The organism is Burkholderia glumae LMG 2196 = ATCC 33617, assembly GCF_000960995.1.
Lineage (GTDB): Bacteria > Pseudomonadota > Gammaproteobacteria > Burkholderiales > Burkholderiaceae > Burkholderia > Burkholderia glumae.
The window spans coordinates 3,314,732-3,330,371 of sequence record NZ_CP009435.1; the positions used below are offsets into that span (position 1 = coordinate 3,314,732).

A 15,640-nucleotide genomic window follows, 5' to 3' on the forward strand; every position below is an offset into this window, starting at 1 on the left:
CGTCTAGCCGCCGTCGGCCGGCGGCAGCGGCGCCGCGAGCGGCGCGAGCGCGGCGCGCAGCGCGTCCGGCAGCGGCACCGGGCGGCGGCTCGCGCGCGCCACGTAGACGTGGACGAAATGGCCCTGCGCGGCCGGCGCCGCCTCGCCCTCGGCGAACAGGCCGATCTCGTAGCGCACGCTCGACGCGCCGAGCCGCGCCACGCGCAGCCCGGCCTCCAGCCGCTGCGGAAACGCCAGCGGCGCGAAGTAGTTGCACTGCGTCTCGACCACCAGGCCGATGGTTTCGCCGTGCTCGACGTCGAGCACGCCGGCGCGGATCAGGTACTCGTTGACGACGGTGTCGAAGTAGCTGTAATAGACGACATTGTTGACGTGGCCGTAGACGTCGTTGTCCATCCAGCGCGTCGGGATCGGCAGGAAGTGGCGGTAGGCGCTGCGCGGCGAGGGTTCGGGTCGGGTCGTCATGGTCGGCGGAGAAATCGGAGACGTCGAAAAGTCGAAAAGTCGCAAAGGTCGAAACCGGCGAGCGGCCGCGCGAGCGGCGGCCGGCATGCCTTTGCTTGGCATCGGGCGGCATTTCGCGCGACCATGCGGTTCGGGCGGCGGCACGCGCCGCGCACGCCGCCCAGCAAACCACAGCGCGCGGGAAATGCCAAGAGGCCCGGCTTCGGCCCGGCGCCGCCGCTCCCGTCGCGCGCCGCGTCCCACTCGCCCGGAGAATCGCCATGCCCGCCCATCACCTGATCACCACCGCCTTCGAGCTGCCCGGCCACCGCATCGAGCAGTCGCTCGGCGTCGCGCGCGGCATCGTGGTGCGTTCGCGCTCGATCGTCGGCACGTTCGGCGCCTCGCTGCAGACCCTGTTCGGCGGCAGGCTCTCGCTCTATACGTCGCTCTGCGAGCGCGCGCGGCAGGATGCCTACGACAAGATGGTCGAGCAGGCGGCCGAATTCGGCGCCAACGCGATCATCGGCATGCGCTACGACGCCACCGACATCGGCGCGGGCATCACCGAGGTGCTCTGCTACGGCACGGCGGTGCGCGTGGTGGCGACGGCAGCCGGCTGACCCGCGGGTACACGGCCCGGCCGCCGCTCACTGCCCCGGGCGATCCACGTACTCGAATGGGAGGCCGCGCGCGCGCATCCAGTCGGCCAGCGCATGGCCGGTGCCGGCACGCCACGGCCGCAGCTTCGGCGGCTCGACCAGGCGGTATTCGAGCAGTTCCGGCGACAGCGCGATCTCGCCGTAGGCCCGCACGTGATAGGCGATGATCAGCTCGTTCTTGCGGATGAATTCGTAGACGCCCACCAGTTCGACCGTCTCGGCCTGCAGCGAGGTTTCCTCGCGCACCTCGCGCGCGATGCCCGCCTCGGGCGTCTCGCCGCTCTCGAGGAAGCCCGTGATCAGCGCGAACATGCCCTCCGGCCAGGCCGCGTTGCGCGCGAGCAGGATCTTGCCGTCGTATTCGACGATCGCCGCCACCACCGGCAGCGGATTGTTCCAATGGACGTAGCCGCAGGCCGCGTCGGGGCAGGCCTGGCGGACCCGGCCGCCCTCGTGCAGCGGATCGGCGCGCGTGGCGAGCGGACTCGCGCAGCGCGGACAGAAACGGTATTCGGCAGTGGTCATGGGCAGTGCGGGCGCGGCGCCGAGGGCGCCGTGGTTTCGCGGAGATCGGCCAAGCGCTCATTCTAGCGAGTTTGGGCGCGAGGCATCGGGCGGTGCCCGCCCCGCTCCGCGCCGCCCCGCGCCGCGCCCCGCCATGCCAGCCCCCGCTCACGCCGCCTGCGCGAAGCGCACCGTGCATACCGCCGGCGCGAGCCCGGCCAGCGGCGCGCGAAACGCGAACAGCGCGCCGGCCAGCGGCTGCGCGTGCCGTTCCGCCTCGCTCAAGCCCTTGGTGGCCGTGGTCGCGTAGACGGTGCGCAGATCGTCGCCGCCGAACGCGAGCTTGGTGACGTTCGCGCAGGGAAACGCCACCTGGCCGAGCAGCCGGCCGTCGGGCGCGTAGCGCTCGATCCGCGCGCCGTCGAACAGCGCGATCCACACGCCGCCCTCGGCATCGACGGCCATCCCGTCCGGATAGCCGCGCTCGCGGATCGCCACGAACACGCGCCGCCGCCGCGGCACGCCGTCGTCGCCGAGGTCGAACGCATACACCAGGCGCCGCAGCGTGTCGGTGTGATAGAGCGTGCGGCCGTCGGGGCTCGCGGCGGGGCCGTTGGTGATCACGTAGCCGGCGTCGTGCGCGCTGACGCGGCCGTCCTGGCCGACCCGGTAGAGCCGCCCCGTGGGCGCGGCCTCGGCGTCGTCCATCGAGCCGAACCAGAGCTGGCCGCCCCCATCGACGTAAGCGTCGTTGAGCCGGTTGCCGGGCAGGTCGGCCTCCAGCGGCAGCACGCACGTGAACTGCCCGCTGCTTGGCGCGAAGCGGAACAGCCCGCCCTGCACGCCGCAAATCAGCGTGCCGTCGGCGCACGGCAGCGCGAAGCCGATCTGCCCCGGCGCCTGCCAGCTCTCGCGCCCGCCGCCCGCCGGGTCATAGCGATGGAGCCGCCGGCCCTTGATGTCGACGAACAGCACGCGGCGCGCGGCGGCGTCCCAGCAGGCTCCCTCGCCGAGCGTGGCCGCCACCGGCCACACGCAGTCGGGCACGATGGCCGGCATCATCCGCCGAACCAGCCGGCGTCGACGAAGTATTCGCGCGCGGTGCAGCGCGCGGCGTCGTCGGAGGCGAGGAACAGCGCCATGCGCGCGACGTGCTCGGGCTCGACGCGCTCGTGCAGGCATTGCGCGGCCACCAGCTTCGCCTCGCTCTCGGGCGACTGCCACAGCTTCATCTGGCGCGGCGTGCGCACGGCGCCCGGCACGATGCAGTTCACGCGGATGCCGAACCCGCCGAGGTCGCGCGCGAGGCCGCGCGTCAGGCCCTCGATGCCGGCCTTGGCGGTCATGTAGATGCTCAGCCCGGTCTCGGCGATATGCCACGAGATCGAGCCGAGGTTCAGGATCACGCCGCGCCCGAGCGAGCGCATGCCCGGCATCACCGCCTGCGCGCAGAAGAACTGATGGCGCAGGTTCACTTCGATGCGGCTGTCCCAATAGGCCGCCGTCAGCTCGCCGGGCTGGTGGCGGTCGTCGTTGGCCGCGTTGTTGACCAGCACCTCCACCGGCCCCGCCTCGGCCACGATCGCGGCGAAGGTGGCGTTCAGCGCGTCGATGTCGCGCAGATCGCAGTAGTGGAACACCGGCGGCAAGGGCGTGTCGCCGAGCGAGGCGGCAAGCGCCGCCGATTCGTCGCGCGCGATGTCGATGAAGCTCACGCGCGCGCCCTGCGCGGCGAACGCCGCGACGATCGCCGCGCCGATCCCGGTGCCGCCGCCCGTCACCACGACGTGACGGCCGGCCAGGCTCGGATAGATGGCATAAGTCATGAAAGATCCCGAAAAACCGGTCAGCAGACCATTGAAAGAAAGCTGCCGCGCGCGGCGGCCCCTAGCGGCGCCCGGCGCGCGACATCACGTCAATCCAGACGGCCAGCACCAGGATCCCGCCCTTGACGATCATCTGCCAGTAGGCGTCCACGTCGAGCATCGACATGCCGTTGTCGAGGCTGGCCATCACCAGCGCGCCGATCAGCGCGCCGTGCACGGTGCCCGCGCCGCCGCGCATCGAGGTGCCGCCGATGAAGCAGGCGGCGATCGCATCGAGCTCGCCCATGTTGCCCGCCGACGGCGAGCCGGCCGCGAGCCGCGCGGTGTTGACGATGCCGCCGAACGCGCACATCAGCCCCATCAGCCCGAAGATCGCGAGTTTCACGCGGTCGGTGTTGATGCCCGACAGGCGCGTGGCCTCCAGGTTCGAGCCGACCGAGTAGATGCGCCGGCCGAACACGGTCTGGGTGGCCACCCACGAGAAGATGCCGAGCAGCGCGAGCACCACCAGCACGGGCACGGGGATCCCGCCGTAGCTGTCGAGCGTGGCCACGAACGCGGCCACGATCAGCCCGGCCGCGACCAGCTTGGCGACGTCCTGCCAGAGCGGCGCGACCTCGAGCTGGTAGCGGCGCCGCGCGCGCCGCTGGCGCACCGTCACCGCCACCAGCAGCACCACGATCAGCAGCGCGATGGCGTCGCCGATGCGCGGCGGCACGTAGCCCTGGCCGATCTGCACGAAGCCGTCCGAGACCGGCGCGATGGTCGCGCCATGCGTGATGCCGAGCAGGATGCCGCGATAGGCCAGCATGCCGCCCAGCCCGACGATGAACGACGGCACGCCCCGGTAGGTGGACCACCAGCCGTTGAAGAGGCCCGCCGCCACGCCGAGCACCATCACCACCGGCACGGTCGCCGCGATCGGCCAGCCGAGCGCCTGATCGAGGATCGCCGCCACGCCGCCCAGCAGGCCGAGCAGCGAGCCCACCGACAGGTCGATCTCGCCGGCGATGATCACGAACACCATCCCGCAGGCCAGCATGCCGGTGATCGACATCTGCCGCAGCAGGTTGGACAGGTTGCGCGGCGTGATGAACGCGCCGTCGGTCAGCACCGAAAACAGCAGCCAGATCGCCGCCACCGCGATCAGCAGCGCGAGGATCTTGTAGCGCGCGAACAGCCGGCGCAGCTGCTGCGCGGTGCCGCCGGCGCCCGCCGGGCGGGCCGCGCGGTCGGCGGCCTGGGTGGTCGTCTCGGGTGTCATGCGATGCCTGCCTCGCTGTGAGTCGTGTCGCGCCGCGCGGGCCGGATCGCCGCGCTCAGCACCTGTTCCTGGGTAAGTCCGTCGTTGGGGAAATCGCCGCGCAGCTCGCCGTCGCCGATCACGAGCACGCGATCGGCGATGCCGAGCACGTCGGGCAGCTCCGAGGACACCATCACGATCGCCATCCCGCGCTTGGCGAGATCGCCGATCAGCTTGTAGATCTCGTACTTCGCGCCCACGTCCACGCCGCGCGTGGGTTCGTCGAGGATCAGCACGCGCGGCTCGGTCAGCAGCATGCGGGTTAGCACCGCCTTCTGCTGGTTGCCGCCCGACAGGCTCGCGATCGACAGCATCGGATGCGCGGCGCGCACCGACAGCCGGCGCATCTCGACGCGGATCGTGTCGTGCTCGGCGGCCGCGTCGATCCGGCCGAAGCGCGCGAAGCGCTGCAGCACGGCAAGCGTGATGTTGTGGCCGACGCTCAGCTGCGGGACGATGCCGTGACGCTTGCGGTCCTCGGGCACCATCGCGATGCCGGCGCGGATCGCGTCGAGCGGCGCGCGGATCCGGAGCGGCGCGCCGTCGAGCAGCACCTGCGCCTCGCTCGCGCCGGGATAGGAGCCGAAGATCGCCTGCATCAGCTCGGTGCGCCCCGCGCCCACCAGCCCGGCCACGCCGAGGATCTCGCCGCGCCGCACCGCGAACGAGACGTCGTCCACGCGCTTGCGGCGCGGATTGTTGAGGTCGAGGCAGGTCACGTTGCGCGCCTCGAACACGATCTCGCCGACCGGGTGCGGCTCGCGCGGGAACAGGTTGCTGATCTCGCGCCCCACCATCTGCGCGATGATCCGGTCGGTCGACATGCCCTGCATCGGCTGGGTCGAGACGTGCCTGCCGTCACGGATCACGGTGACGGTGTCGCAGACGGCCTCGACCTCGTCGAGCTTGTGCGAGATGTAGACGCAGGCGATGCCGCGCGCCTTCAGATCGCGGACGATGTCGAGCAGGATGCGCGTCTCGGCGGCCGTCAGCGACGAGGACGGCTCGTCGAGGATCAGCAGCTTGGCCTGCTTGTTGAGCGCCTTGGCGATCTCGATCAGCTGCTGGTGGCCGCCGCCGTAGTGCATCACCGGCAGCGCCACGTTGATGCCGGTGATGCCGAGCCCGGTCAGCAGCTCGTCGGCGCGGCGCATCATCGCCGCGTAGTGCATGCGTCCGCCCGGCAGCGTCAGTTCGTTGCCGAGAAACAGGTTCTCGGCCACCGACAGCTCCGGCACCAGCATCAGCTCCTGGTGGATGATGACGATGCCGGCGCGCTCGCTGTCGCGAATCCCGGCGGCCTGCAGCGGGCGGCCCTCCCAGAGGATCTCGCCGTCCCAGGTGCCGCTCGGGTAGACGCCCGAGAGCACCTTCATCAGCGTGGACTTGCCGGCGCCGTTCTCGCCGCACAGGCCCACGCATTCGCCGGGCCGCACCACGAGATCGATGCCGTCGAGCGCCTTCACGCCGCCGAAGGCCTTCACGATGCCGCGCATCTGAAGCAGGGGTTGCGTCATGCGGGTGTCCGACATGCGTCGTCCTCGTTCATATCCGGGTCTCGGGTGGCCCGTGCCCGCGCCGCCCGGGCGCGGGCGGGCCGCCGCCTCAGTGCGCGCCGATCTGCGCCTGGGTGTAGAAGCCGTCCTTCACCACCACGTCGACGTTGTCCTTGGTGAGCAGGGTCGGCTGCAGCAGCAGCGTGTCCACCTTCTTCCGGCCGTTGTCGTACTGCGCGTTGTAGGCCGGCTTGCCGCCCTTGGCGAGCGTCACGGCGAGCTTGGCCGCCTCGCCCGCGATCAGCTTGAGCGGCTTGTAGACCGTCATCGTCTGGGTGCCGGCCACCAGCCGCTTGACGGCGGCGAGGTCGGCGTCCTGCCCCGACACCGGCACCTTGCCGGCCAGGTGCTGCGCGGCGAGCGCCTGGATCGCGCCGCCCGCGGTGCCGTCGTTGGAGGCGACCACCGCGTCGATCCGGTTGCCGTTGGCGGTCAGCGCGTTCTCCATGATGCCGAGCGCGGTGGAGGCGCTCCATTCGGGCACCCACTGCGAGCCGACCACCTTGACGTCGCCGCGGTCGATGGCCGGCTGCAGCACCTTCATCTGGCCTTCGCGCAGCATCTTCGCGTTGTTGTCGGTGGGCGCGCCGCCGAGCAGGAAGTAGCGCCCCTTGGGCCGCGCGTTGAGCACGCCCTGCGCCTGCATCTCGCCCACCTTCTCGTTGTCGAACGAGATGTAGGCGTCCACGTCGGCGTCGAGGATCAGCCGATCGTACGAAACCACCTTGATGCCGGCTTTCTTGGCCTCGGCCACCACGTTGGTGAGCGCCTTCGAATTGAACGGCACGATCACGATCACGTCCACGCCGCGCGAGATCAGATTCTCGATCTGCGAGATCTGGCGCTCCTCGCTGGCGTCGGCCGACTGCACCGACACCTTCGCGCCGAGCTTTTCGGCCGCGGCGACGAAGTAGTCGCGATCGCGCGACCAGCGCTCGACGCGCAGGTCGTCGATGCAAAAGCCGATCTCGGGGCGGTCCTTGCTGGCATGGGCGAGCGGCGCCGCCAGCGAGAGGCTCGCGAGCGCGGCGGTGGCGACCAGGGATTTCAGGACGGAACGACGGCGATTCGATGGCATGTCTCTGTCTCCATTTCGTACTGGTTCTTGTGTGTGAGCGGCCGGCCGCCGGCCTACGGCGCCCGGCGCGCCGGCCGGCGGCGCGCGGTCCGGGCGCGGCCGGCCCGACGACAAGCGGCATGGTGCATGCGCCGGCCGCCGGGCGGCAATTACGAAATTGCCCAATCGCCTTAATATTTCTTGCCGGCCCGATGCGATCGCGGCGGCGGCGCGGCCGACAGCCACTAGAATGATCGGACCGCGACACCCGGGCCGCCCTGGCGCCCGTGATTTCGTTATGCGAGCCGCCGCCTTTGCCTCGCAAGGAGACCCGCTCATGCAACGCCCGTCCGCCGATCCGCCGCCGCCCGCGCGCGCGCATCGCATCGCGCTGCTGTTCAATGCCAACAAGGTGTACGACCGCGAGGTGATCGCCGGCATCGGCGACTACATGCGCTCGACGCGCGTGACCTGGGATCTGTTCCTCGAGGACGATTTCCGCTGCCGGCTGGCCGGCATCGAGCGCTTCGACGGCGACGGCATCATCGCCGACTTCGACGATCCGGCCGTGGACGCGGCGCTGCGCGGCTGCCGGCTGCCGGTGGTGGCGGTCGGCTCGTCCTACGAGGACGCGGCGCACTATCCGGCCGGCCTGCCCTACGTGGCGACCGACAACGGCAAGCTGATCGCGCTGGCCTACACGCACCTGATCGAGGCCGGGCTCGAGCACTTCGCGCTCTACAGCCTGCCGCCCGCCGACGAGAACCGCTGGGCGCAGCAGCGCGAGCGCGTCTACACGCGCCTGCGCCGCCACGATGCGCCGGCGCTGCCGATCGAGCGCGAGATCTACCGCGGGCTGTCCACCAGCGCGCCCACCTGGCACCAGTCCACGCAGCAGCTGATCGACTGGCTGCGCGCGCTGCCCAAGCCGGTGGGCGTGATCGCCGTGACCGACGCGCGCGCGCGGCACCTGCTGCAGGCCTGCGTGTCGGCCGGGCTCGCGGTGCCCGAGGAGATCGCCATCATCGGCATCGACAACGATCCGCTCACGCGCACGCTGTCGCGCATTCCGCTCTCGTCGGTGATCCAGGGCACCGAGGAAATGGGCCGCACCGCCGCCCACCTGCTGCATCAGATGCTCGGCGGGGCGCGCTTCGCGGGGCGCCAGATCCTGGTGCCGCCGGTGGGCATCAACGTGCTGGCCTCCACGCGCCACCAGCCGCTCGCGAGCCCCTACGTGATGCGCGCACGGCACTTCATCCGCCAGTATGCGTGCCAGGGCATCCGCACCGAGCAGGTGGCCGACTACGTGGGCATGTCGCGCTCGTCGCTCGAGGAGCATTTCCGCCGCGAGCTGCGCTGCACCGTGCATCAGGAAATCCTGCGCCACAAGCTCGATGCGGCCAAGCAGCTGCTCAGGCAGCGCGAGCTGGCCACCGCCGAGGTGGCGGTGCGCTGCGGCTTCACCTCGACGCAATACATGTACGCGGTGTTCCGGCGCGAGCTCGACTGCACGCCGCGCGAATACCAGGAACGCACGCTGTCCGGAGGCCATGCTTGAGCGCAATCCCATCGACGCCGGCCTTCGGGCCGGCCGGTCAGCGTGTCTCGTCGCGGCCGTGGGGCCGCCTGCCCGGCGGCGACCCGGTGCGCCTCTTCACGCTGCGCAACGCCCACGGCATGCGGGTGGCGATCAGCGACCTCGGCGCGACGCTGGTGTCGTGGCAGACGCCCGACCGCGGCGGCCGGCTCGGCGAGATCCTGCTCGGCTTCGACGCGCCGGCCGCCTACCTCGATTCGCGCGCCTATCTCGGCGCGCTGGTGGGGCGCTGCTCGAACCGCATCGCGGGCGCGCGCTTCACGCTCGACGGCATCGACTACCCGCTCGACCGCAACGACGGCGAGCAGTGCCTGCACGGCGGCCTGAGCGGCTTTCACCGCGCGCTGTGGGAGGCCGACATGCTCGACGACGCGCTGCTGATGCGGCTCGTCTCGCCCGAGGGCGACGGCGGGTTCCCCGGCAACGTCGAGGTGCAGGTGCGCTATGCGCTCGATGACGACGGCACGCTGTCGATCGGCTATGAGGCGCGCGCCGACGCGCCCACGCCGCTGCAGCTGACGAGCCATCCGTATTTCAACCTGAGCGGGCGCCCGCGTGCCGACATCGACGGGCACGTCCTGACGATCGACGCCGACCGCTATCTGGAAGTGGACGCGCGGATGATCCCGACGCGGCTCGCGAGCGTGGCCGGCACCGCGTTCGATTTCCGCCAGAGCGCGCCGCTCGGCGCGCGGCTCGGCTGGCCGCATGCGCAGCTCGCGCTGGCGGGCGGCTTCGACCACTGCTTCGCGCTGCGCGAGGCCGAAGGCGACGGCGGCGTGCGCGCCGTGGCGCGCGTCTACGATCCCGGCAGCGGCCGCGAGCTAACGGTGCTGACCGACCAGCCGGGCCTGCAGCTTTATACGGGCAATTCGCTGGCGGGCCTGCACGGGCCGCGCAGCGCGCTGTGCCTGGAAGCGGGTGCGTTCCCGAACCAGATCAATTCGGAAGACGCCGAGGCGGTGGTGCTGCGCCCCGGCGAGGTGTATCGGCAGGACACGCGGTATCGGGTGGCGGTGGCGGGATAAACAGCCGTGTGCGTGGCTGGCCCCTGCGTCGTCGACTGCAACGACGCCGACAAAAGAGGCCAACGGCCCTGACGTCTATCCCACCGTCAGCGTCTTCGGCTCCAGATACGCGCCGAGCCCCCACTTCGGCCGCGTCCAGCGTCTCCAGCGATCCGGGTCTGCCCACTTCCCCGTCTCGACCGGCTTGACCACGGCCGTGCGTCCGGCCGCCAGCGCCGTGGCCAGCATATTGCAGATGAAACCGGCGTTGCTACTCCAGGGTATCAGCACAGCCACGCCCGCCGGCATCACATCCACGCACGCGGCACCGGCCATTTTCTCGACAGAAAACGCCCCCAGCGCCTCGATCGCGGCCGATATCCGCTGCGCCGGATAGGCGTCCACACGCTCGGCACGCGGGGGGCGCCCAGGCCGGGAACGCCACGTTGGGCACCGCGATCGCGCGGCGCGCGTCCTGCTCCTCGCCGAGCCCGTTACTTGCTCGGTACTAGGGTCGTGAAGATCGAATCCTCCCTCGCCGTGCAGGATGATGAACCACAGCCATCGAAATAGATCTGCTCGCAACCTTGCACGCGCACTCTCCTTGAAGGGTTTTGACGACACCGGCGCAGGTGCCGCCGACACGAACCGGGTGTAGGCTTGCGCGACGGCTCCGATAAGACGACTTGTGATTCCGGCGTTATTTCGAAAATCGGGACAATCGATGCAGTGGGCCGAATTGGCCGAACTCGAGCTGGTGCTTGCCGTGGAGCGATTGCTGACCGGATACCTATGGCGCTATCCGAATTTGCGCGTCGGGGGGCGACCGACATGCGGCTCATCGACATCGCCGCGGCAGAGTTCGACGTGGAAGTGCGGCTCGCCGAGTCGGTGCCGCTGGATATGATCGCGGTGCCGCTCATGTGCGATATCCGAATGCTGGTTGCTAGTACGCCCGATTATCCGGCGCGATGGCATACACCGAGCGAGCCTGCCGACCTGGGCCGGCATCTTCGCATCGCGATGCGGCTCGGGCACGGCGGAATTTGTCATGGGGAGCTTGAAAACACCGGGCGCAAGTTCGTCGTCAATACGCCACCACTCATGGTGTTCAGCGTGAGGCACGATCCGCGGAGCGGTGCTGGCTGGGCTCGGCCTAGGTTTTCTGTCGGAGTGGTTGATTGGCAACGTGCTAGCGAGCGGCGGACTCGTGCCGGTGCGACTGCGGGCGTTGGTTGAGTTGGTGCGGGAGATGCGGGTGGATGAGCGGGAACTGTTCGGGCCGAACTGGTGCGGATGGCTGCCGGTCGAACTGAGCGCAAAAACGAGGACCGCCAACCAAGAGGCCGTTTCGGGCCGAAAATGCCCAGGATCGACCAAGGTTCATGCCGCACAATGCGCAGAATACGAGAGCGGTTACAAGTCAAGTACTGTTTTTGCTATATTACAAATCGCCAACAGTTATTTAATAGCATTGAATATTAGAATAATTTAAATAATTGTTATTGTATTTAAATAAGCATAACCACCAACTTTCCAATCCAAAACTTGCACTGTATGTTTAGCATGCGTTGCCGGACGCACACATTAAATGCGTTGCAATGCGCAAATACATTTCAACATGGAGAGAAAAATGTCTTCACGAAGCACTGTCGTGAAACTGCAAAACAATTCGGGACACACACTTTATCTGGACTCGACGTCGATCCAGCTAGCGCACGGCGAGTGGGTAACGTATCCCCCGGAAAAAATTCCGAATGGTCAGACCGGCCAGTGGCAGACCGATTCAGACGGTTTCATGACCGGAACCGAAGGAAAGCTTCAATATCAATTTGCCGACAACGATGGCATCGAGAACGTTCGGATCTACTGGGACAATCCGTACATCGGCAACAACGGCTATTCGATTACCGTCAGCGCGGCGGGTTACAAGGTTGGCTACGATGGCGGCTCCGGTGATAACGCGACCGTCGATTTCTACATCAAGCAGGAATAACGCCGAGTAATTCGCTCGCGCCCGTTCTGAGCGAGCGCGAGCGAGGACTGGGCATCGAACACAGTGTTTGGATGAGTTGACCACTACGGCCAGCCCGTCGCACCGAATCACCCACGAATACCCAAAGACACTCCCGGCCCCGGTTTCGCTGCCCTGCTCACAATCCGGCTACATCTTTCGCTTCTTCAAGGTGTAGGCATAGAGTGAATAGCGCGTACTCGTGTCGGAATCGAAATGGCCGCCCTGCATCACGCCGTCGCCCGACCGCGTCCACGACTTTCCAGCATCAGTGCTGTACAGACTGTAGTCACGGGATGCGCCGTTACCGCCTGCATCCGTCGCATACACCACCCAACCCCGCGCCCCGGCCGTCATGCTGTCAAGGCGGAATCGCGAATCGAATCCTACCGCAGCCTGCAATATTCGATGGTCGGCGTGAAGGCATGATGAAAGGTGAGCCTGCCCAAGGAGCGCCTTCGGGCCACCGGCGGCAAGCGCCAACCCATCAAGGAAGCGCAGGGCCGTCGACAAGGCGCGGCCTCGGGCGGCCAAGCCAGGCGGCGTCGATCGTGCAAGCAAGGTCACGCTGGCCGGCCAGCCGATCTTGCGGCAGCTAGCACGCGGAGCATGGACCCCGGCCGTCTCGGCAGATCGCCGCGTCGCGACGCGACGGAGTCTTCCCCGAACGCGTCGGCGGACTGCTGCGGGTTGGACTCCCCTCGCCATCCAGGCTGGCCGAGCGACTCGAACGAGCCCCCACGCATCCGCGCGCCTCAACAAACAAAAAAGCCGCGAACCTCCCGGCTCGCGGCTTTTCGCAAGGCCTTGCGGCCGGCTCAGCGCATCACAGCTTCGAGGCGACCCACGCCGCCACCCCAGCCAGCGCTTCCGGCAGCTTGCCCGGTTCGGTGCCGCCCGCCTGCGCCATGTCGGGCCGGCCGCCGCCCTTGCCGCCCACCTGCTGCGCGACGAAGTTCACGAGTTCGCCGGCCTTCACCTGCTTGCTCGCCTCGGCCGTCACGCCGGCGATCAGGCTGACCTTGCCGCCTTCGACGGCCGCCAGCACCACGGCCGCGTGCTTGAGCTTGTCCTTGAGCTTGTCCGCCGTCTCGCGCAACGTCTTCGAATCGGCGCCCTCCAGCGTGGCGGCCAGCACCCGCAGGCCCTTGACGTCCACGGCCTGCTGCGCGAGCTCGTCGCCCTGGCTCGACGCGAGCCTGGACTTCAGCGCGGCCAGCTCCTTCTCCAGCGACTTGAGCTGATCCTGCACCTGGGCGATACGCTGCGTGAGCTCGGCGGGCTGCGCCTTGAGCATCGCGGCAGCCGTGGAAAGGCGCGCGTCGAGTTCCTGCACGTAGCGCACCGCGTTGTCGCCGGTGATCGCCTCGACACGGCGGATGCCTGCCGCGACACCGCCCTCGGCCACGATCTTGAAGAAGCCGATGTCACCGGTGCGGCTCACGTGGGTGCCGCCGCAGAGTTCGCGCGAGAAGCCCAGATCGAGCACGCGCACCTCGTCGCCGTACTTCTCGCCGAACAGCGCCATCGCACCGCCCTTCACCGCCTCGTCATAGGACATGTTGCGGATGATGCCGGGCGCGTTCGCGAGGATTTCCGCGTTGACGATCGCCTCGACCCGGCGGATTTCCTCGTCGCTCAGCGGCGCGTTGTGCGCGAAGTCGAAACGCGTCTTCTCGGCGTCCACCAGCGAGCCCTTCTGCTGCACATGGCCGCCCAGCACCTCGCGCAGCGCCTTGTGCATCAGGTGGGTGGCCGAGTGGTTGCGCTGGGTGCGCGCGCGGCGCTCGGCGTCGACCTCGGCGCGCAGCACGTCGCCCACCTTCAGCGCGCCCTGCTCCACCGTACCGTGGTGGCCGATCACGTCGGCCTGCACCTTCAGCGTGTCCTCCACCGCGAAACGCGCCGCCGCGTTCGCGAGCGTGCCCTGGTCGCCGACCTGGCCGCCCGATTCGGCGTAGAACGGCGTGTGGTCGAGCACCACCACCGCCTGTTCGCCCGCCTTCGCCTCGTTCACGGCGGTGCCGCCCACGTAGAGCGCGACGATCTTCGCGTCGTCGAGCGCGAGCTTCTCGTAGCCGTGGAAGGTGGTCTTCGCGCCCGAGTAGTCGAGCCCCTGGGTCGCCTTGAACTTGCCGGCCGCGCGGGCCTGCTCGCGCTGGCGCGCCATCGCGTCGTCGAACGCGGGCTCGTCCACCGTCACCTCGCGCTCGCGGCAGACGTCGGCCGTCAGGTCGAGCGGGAAGCCGTAGGTATCGTGCAGCTTGAACGCGAGTTCGCCATCGAGCAGCTTGCCGCCCTTCGCGTCGAGCTCGGCCAGCGCCGCCTCGAGGATCGTCATGCCGTGCTCGATGGTTTCCAGGAAGCGCTCCTCCTCCTGGCGCAGCACGTCGGTCACGCGGCCCTCGGCTTCCTTCAGCTCCGGATAGGCGGCGCCCATCTCGGCCACCAGGTCGGCCACCAGCTTGTGGAAGAACGCACCCTTGCGGCCCAGCTTGTAGCCGTGGCGGATCGCGCGGCGCACGATCCGGCGCAGCACGTAGCCGCGGCCTTCGTTGCCCGGGATCACGCCGTCGACGATCAGGAACGAGCAGGCGCGGATGTGATCGGCGATTACCTTCAGCGAATTGTTGGCCAGGTCCGCCACGCCGGTTTCGCGCGCGGCGGCCTTGATCAGATTCTGGAACAGGTCGATCTCATAGTTGCTGTGCACATGCTGCAGCACTGCCGCGATCCGCTCCAGGCCCATGCCGGTATCGATCGACGGCTTCGGCAGGCGCGTCATGTTGCCTTGCGCGTCGCGGTTGAACTGCATGAACACGAGGTTCCAGATCTCGATGTAGCGGTCGCCGTCTTCCTCGGGCGATCCCGGCGGGCCGCCCCACACGTCCGGGCCGTGGTCGTAGAAGATTTCCGAGCACGGGCCGCACGGGCCGGTGTCGCCCATCTGCCAGAAGTTGTCCGACGCGTAGCGCGCGCCCTTGTTGTCGCCGATGCGGATGATGCGCTCGGCCGGCACGCCCACTTCCTTGGCCCAGATGTCGTAGGCCTCGTCGTCGTCGTGGTAGACGGTGACCCACAGCTTTTCCTTCGGCAGGCCGTACACGCTCGTCAGCAGTTCCCAGCTGTAGTGGATCGCGTCGTGCTTGAAGTAGTCGCCGAACGAGAAGTTGCCGAGCATCTCGAAGAACGTATGGTGGCGCGCGGTGTAGCCGACGTTCTCGAGGTCGTTGTGCTTGCCGCCCGCGCGCACGCTGCGCTGCGAGGTGGTCGCGCGCGAGTACGGGCGCGATTCGGTGCCGAGGAACACGTCCTTGAACTGCACCATGCCCGAGTTCGTGAACAGCAGCGTCGGGTCGTTGCCCGGGACGAGGCTCGACGAACGGACGATCGTGTGGCCCTTCGATTCGAAGAACCTGAGGAATTTCTCGCGGATTTCGGCGGCTTTCATAGCGTGCGGGAACGGTCCTGCCAGACTGGCTCTATGGCTATCGGCGCCTCGCACCGGGGAGCGGGCGCGAGGCGGCTGGTTTCTGAAACGGTCGATTATACGGGATCGCGCCCCGGGGGCGGCGCGCCGGCGCCGGGCAGGCGCGGCGCCGGCCAAGGGGCCGGCCGCTGCCGGCGCCGCCCGGAACGGCGCCCTGCAGGCCGGCCGTGCGGCGCA

General features: G+C 68.7%; 15 protein-coding genes. 5 read left to right on the top strand and 10 right to left on the bottom strand.

Annotation, left to right across the window (positions count from 1 at the left end):
* Window positions 1-3 precede the first annotated feature (3 nt).
* Window positions 4-465, bottom strand: a complete 462-nt coding sequence (locus KS03_RS27470) for an acyl-CoA thioesterase (RefSeq protein ID WP_015876191.1) — start codon at window positions 463-465, stop codon at window positions 4-6.
* Window positions 466-725: 260 nt separating this feature from the next.
* Between KS03_RS27470 and KS03_RS27475 the strand changes: the two genes are divergently transcribed.
* Window positions 726-1,067: a YbjQ family protein gene (locus KS03_RS27475; protein WP_015876192.1), complete on the top strand. Its 342-nt coding sequence runs from the start codon at window positions 726-728 to the stop codon at window positions 1,065-1,067.
* 27 nt (window positions 1,068-1,094) lie between these two features.
* Here KS03_RS27475 and KS03_RS27480 read toward each other — a convergent pair whose 3' ends face one another.
* The 6 genes from KS03_RS27480 to xylF all read right to left on the bottom strand — a co-directional run bounded on the left by KS03_RS27480 (window position 1,095) and on the right by xylF (window position 7,373).
* Window positions 1,095-1,631, bottom strand: coding sequence for an NUDIX domain-containing protein (locus KS03_RS27480; protein WP_015876193.1), 537 nt, complete (start codon window positions 1,629-1,631; stop codon window positions 1,095-1,097).
* A 147-nt stretch (window positions 1,632-1,778) separates the two neighbouring features.
* Window positions 1,779-2,672, bottom strand: a complete 894-nt coding sequence (locus tag KS03_RS27485) for an SMP-30/gluconolactonase/LRE family protein (protein WP_015876194.1) — start codon at window positions 2,670-2,672, stop codon at window positions 1,779-1,781.
* Window positions 2,669-3,436, bottom strand: a complete 768-nt coding sequence (gene xylB / locus KS03_RS27490) for a D-xylose 1-dehydrogenase (RefSeq protein WP_015876195.1) — start codon at window positions 3,434-3,436, stop codon at window positions 2,669-2,671. The genes KS03_RS27485 and xylB overlap by 4 nt, the downstream gene beginning before the upstream one ends.
* Window positions 3,437-3,497: 61 nt before the next feature.
* Complete coding sequence (locus tag KS03_RS27495; RefSeq protein WP_017433278.1) at window positions 3,498-4,700, bottom strand: sugar ABC transporter permease; 1,203 nt, start codon at window positions 4,698-4,700, stop codon at window positions 3,498-3,500.
* Window positions 4,697-6,256, bottom strand: a complete 1,560-nt coding sequence (gene xylG / locus KS03_RS27500; protein WP_045678984.1) for a D-xylose ABC transporter ATP-binding protein — start codon at window positions 6,254-6,256, stop codon at window positions 4,697-4,699. The genes KS03_RS27495 and xylG overlap by 4 nt, the downstream gene beginning before the upstream one ends.
* Window positions 6,257-6,344: 88 nt before the next feature.
* Window positions 6,345-7,373 carry a D-xylose ABC transporter substrate-binding protein gene (gene xylF / locus KS03_RS27505; RefSeq protein WP_015876198.1) on the bottom strand — a complete coding sequence of 343 codons (1,029 nt, stop codon included), beginning with the start codon at window positions 7,371-7,373 and terminating at the stop codon, window positions 6,345-6,347.
* A 316-nt stretch (window positions 7,374-7,689) separates the two neighbouring features.
* Between xylF and KS03_RS27510 the strand changes: the two genes are divergently transcribed.
* Window positions 7,690-8,913, top strand: a complete 1,224-nt coding sequence (locus KS03_RS27510) for a XylR family transcriptional regulator (RefSeq protein ID WP_015876199.1) — start codon at window positions 7,690-7,692, stop codon at window positions 8,911-8,913.
* Window positions 8,910-9,980 carry an aldose epimerase family protein gene (locus KS03_RS27515; protein ID WP_015876200.1) on the top strand — a complete coding sequence of 357 codons (1,071 nt, stop codon included), beginning with the start codon at window positions 8,910-8,912 and terminating at the stop codon, window positions 9,978-9,980. Before KS03_RS27510 ends, KS03_RS27515 begins: the two co-directional genes overlap by 4 nt.
* Window positions 9,981-10,055: 75 nt before the next feature.
* Here the strand turns inward: KS03_RS27515 and KS03_RS27520 are convergent, their stop codons facing one another.
* A complete protein-coding gene (locus KS03_RS27520; protein WP_035977957.1) occupies window positions 10,056-10,364 on the bottom strand; it encodes a hypothetical protein in 309 nt (102 codons plus the stop codon).
* Between the two features lie 426 nt (window positions 10,365-10,790).
* Here KS03_RS27520 and KS03_RS27525 point away from each other — a divergent pair, with 426 nt between their 5' ends.
* Together KS03_RS27525 and KS03_RS27530 are read left to right on the top strand one after the other, a co-directional pair.
* Window positions 10,791-11,198, top strand: coding sequence for a type 2 periplasmic-binding domain-containing protein (locus KS03_RS27525; RefSeq protein WP_127913940.1), 408 nt, complete (start codon window positions 10,791-10,793; stop codon window positions 11,196-11,198).
* A gap of 415 nt (window positions 11,199-11,613) precedes the next feature.
* Window positions 11,614-11,955, top strand: coding sequence for an aegerolysin family protein (locus KS03_RS27530; protein ID WP_197964227.1), 342 nt, complete (start codon window positions 11,614-11,616; stop codon window positions 11,953-11,955).
* A gap of 168 nt (window positions 11,956-12,123) precedes the next feature.
* Here the strand turns inward: KS03_RS27530 and KS03_RS33005 are convergent, their stop codons facing one another.
* Both KS03_RS33005 and alaS read right to left on the bottom strand, forming a co-directional pair.
* The gene (locus KS03_RS33005; protein WP_230674461.1) at window positions 12,124-12,486 is read right to left on the bottom strand and encodes a hypothetical protein; all 363 of its coding nucleotides are present in this window, start codon (window positions 12,484-12,486) and stop codon (window positions 12,124-12,126) included.
* A 313-nt stretch (window positions 12,487-12,799) separates the two neighbouring features.
* Entirely contained in the window at window positions 12,800-15,424 is a 2,625-nt protein-coding gene (gene alaS / locus KS03_RS27540) for an alanine--tRNA ligase (RefSeq protein WP_015876203.1), read from the bottom strand.
* Window positions 15,425-15,640: the final 216 nt, after the last annotated feature.

Coding starts and splice junctions, on each gene's coding strand:
- KS03_RS27470 (WP_015876191.1), bottom strand. CDS start 465: ATGACGACCCGACCCGAACCCTCGCCGCGCAGCGCCTACCGCCACTTC.
- KS03_RS27475 (WP_015876192.1), top strand. CDS start 726: ATGCCCGCCCATCACCTGATCACCACCGCCTTCGAGCTGCCCGGCCAC.
- KS03_RS27480 (WP_015876193.1), bottom strand. CDS start 1,631: ATGACCACTGCCGAATACCGTTTCTGTCCGCGCTGCGCGAGTCCGCTC.
- KS03_RS27485 (WP_015876194.1), bottom strand. CDS start 2,672: ATGATGCCGGCCATCGTGCCCGACTGCGTGTGGCCGGTGGCGGCCACG.
- xylB (WP_015876195.1), bottom strand. CDS start 3,436: ATGACTTATGCCATCTATCCGAGCCTGGCCGGCCGTCACGTCGTGGTG.
- KS03_RS27495 (WP_017433278.1), bottom strand. CDS start 4,700: ATGACACCCGAGACGACCACCCAGGCCGCCGACCGCGCGGCCCGCCCG.
- xylG (WP_045678984.1), bottom strand. CDS start 6,256: ATGACGCAACCCCTGCTTCAGATGCGCGGCATCGTGAAGGCCTTCGGC.
- xylF (WP_015876198.1), bottom strand. CDS start 7,373: ATGCCATCGAATCGCCGTCGTTCCGTCCTGAAATCCCTGGTCGCCACC.
- KS03_RS27510 (WP_015876199.1), top strand. CDS start 7,690: ATGCAACGCCCGTCCGCCGATCCGCCGCCGCCCGCGCGCGCGCATCGC.
- KS03_RS27525 (WP_127913940.1), top strand. CDS start 10,791: ATGCGGCTCATCGACATCGCCGCGGCAGAGTTCGACGTGGAAGTGCGG.
- alaS (WP_015876203.1), bottom strand. CDS start 15,424: ATGAAAGCCGCCGAAATCCGCGAGAAATTCCTCAGGTTCTTCGAATCG.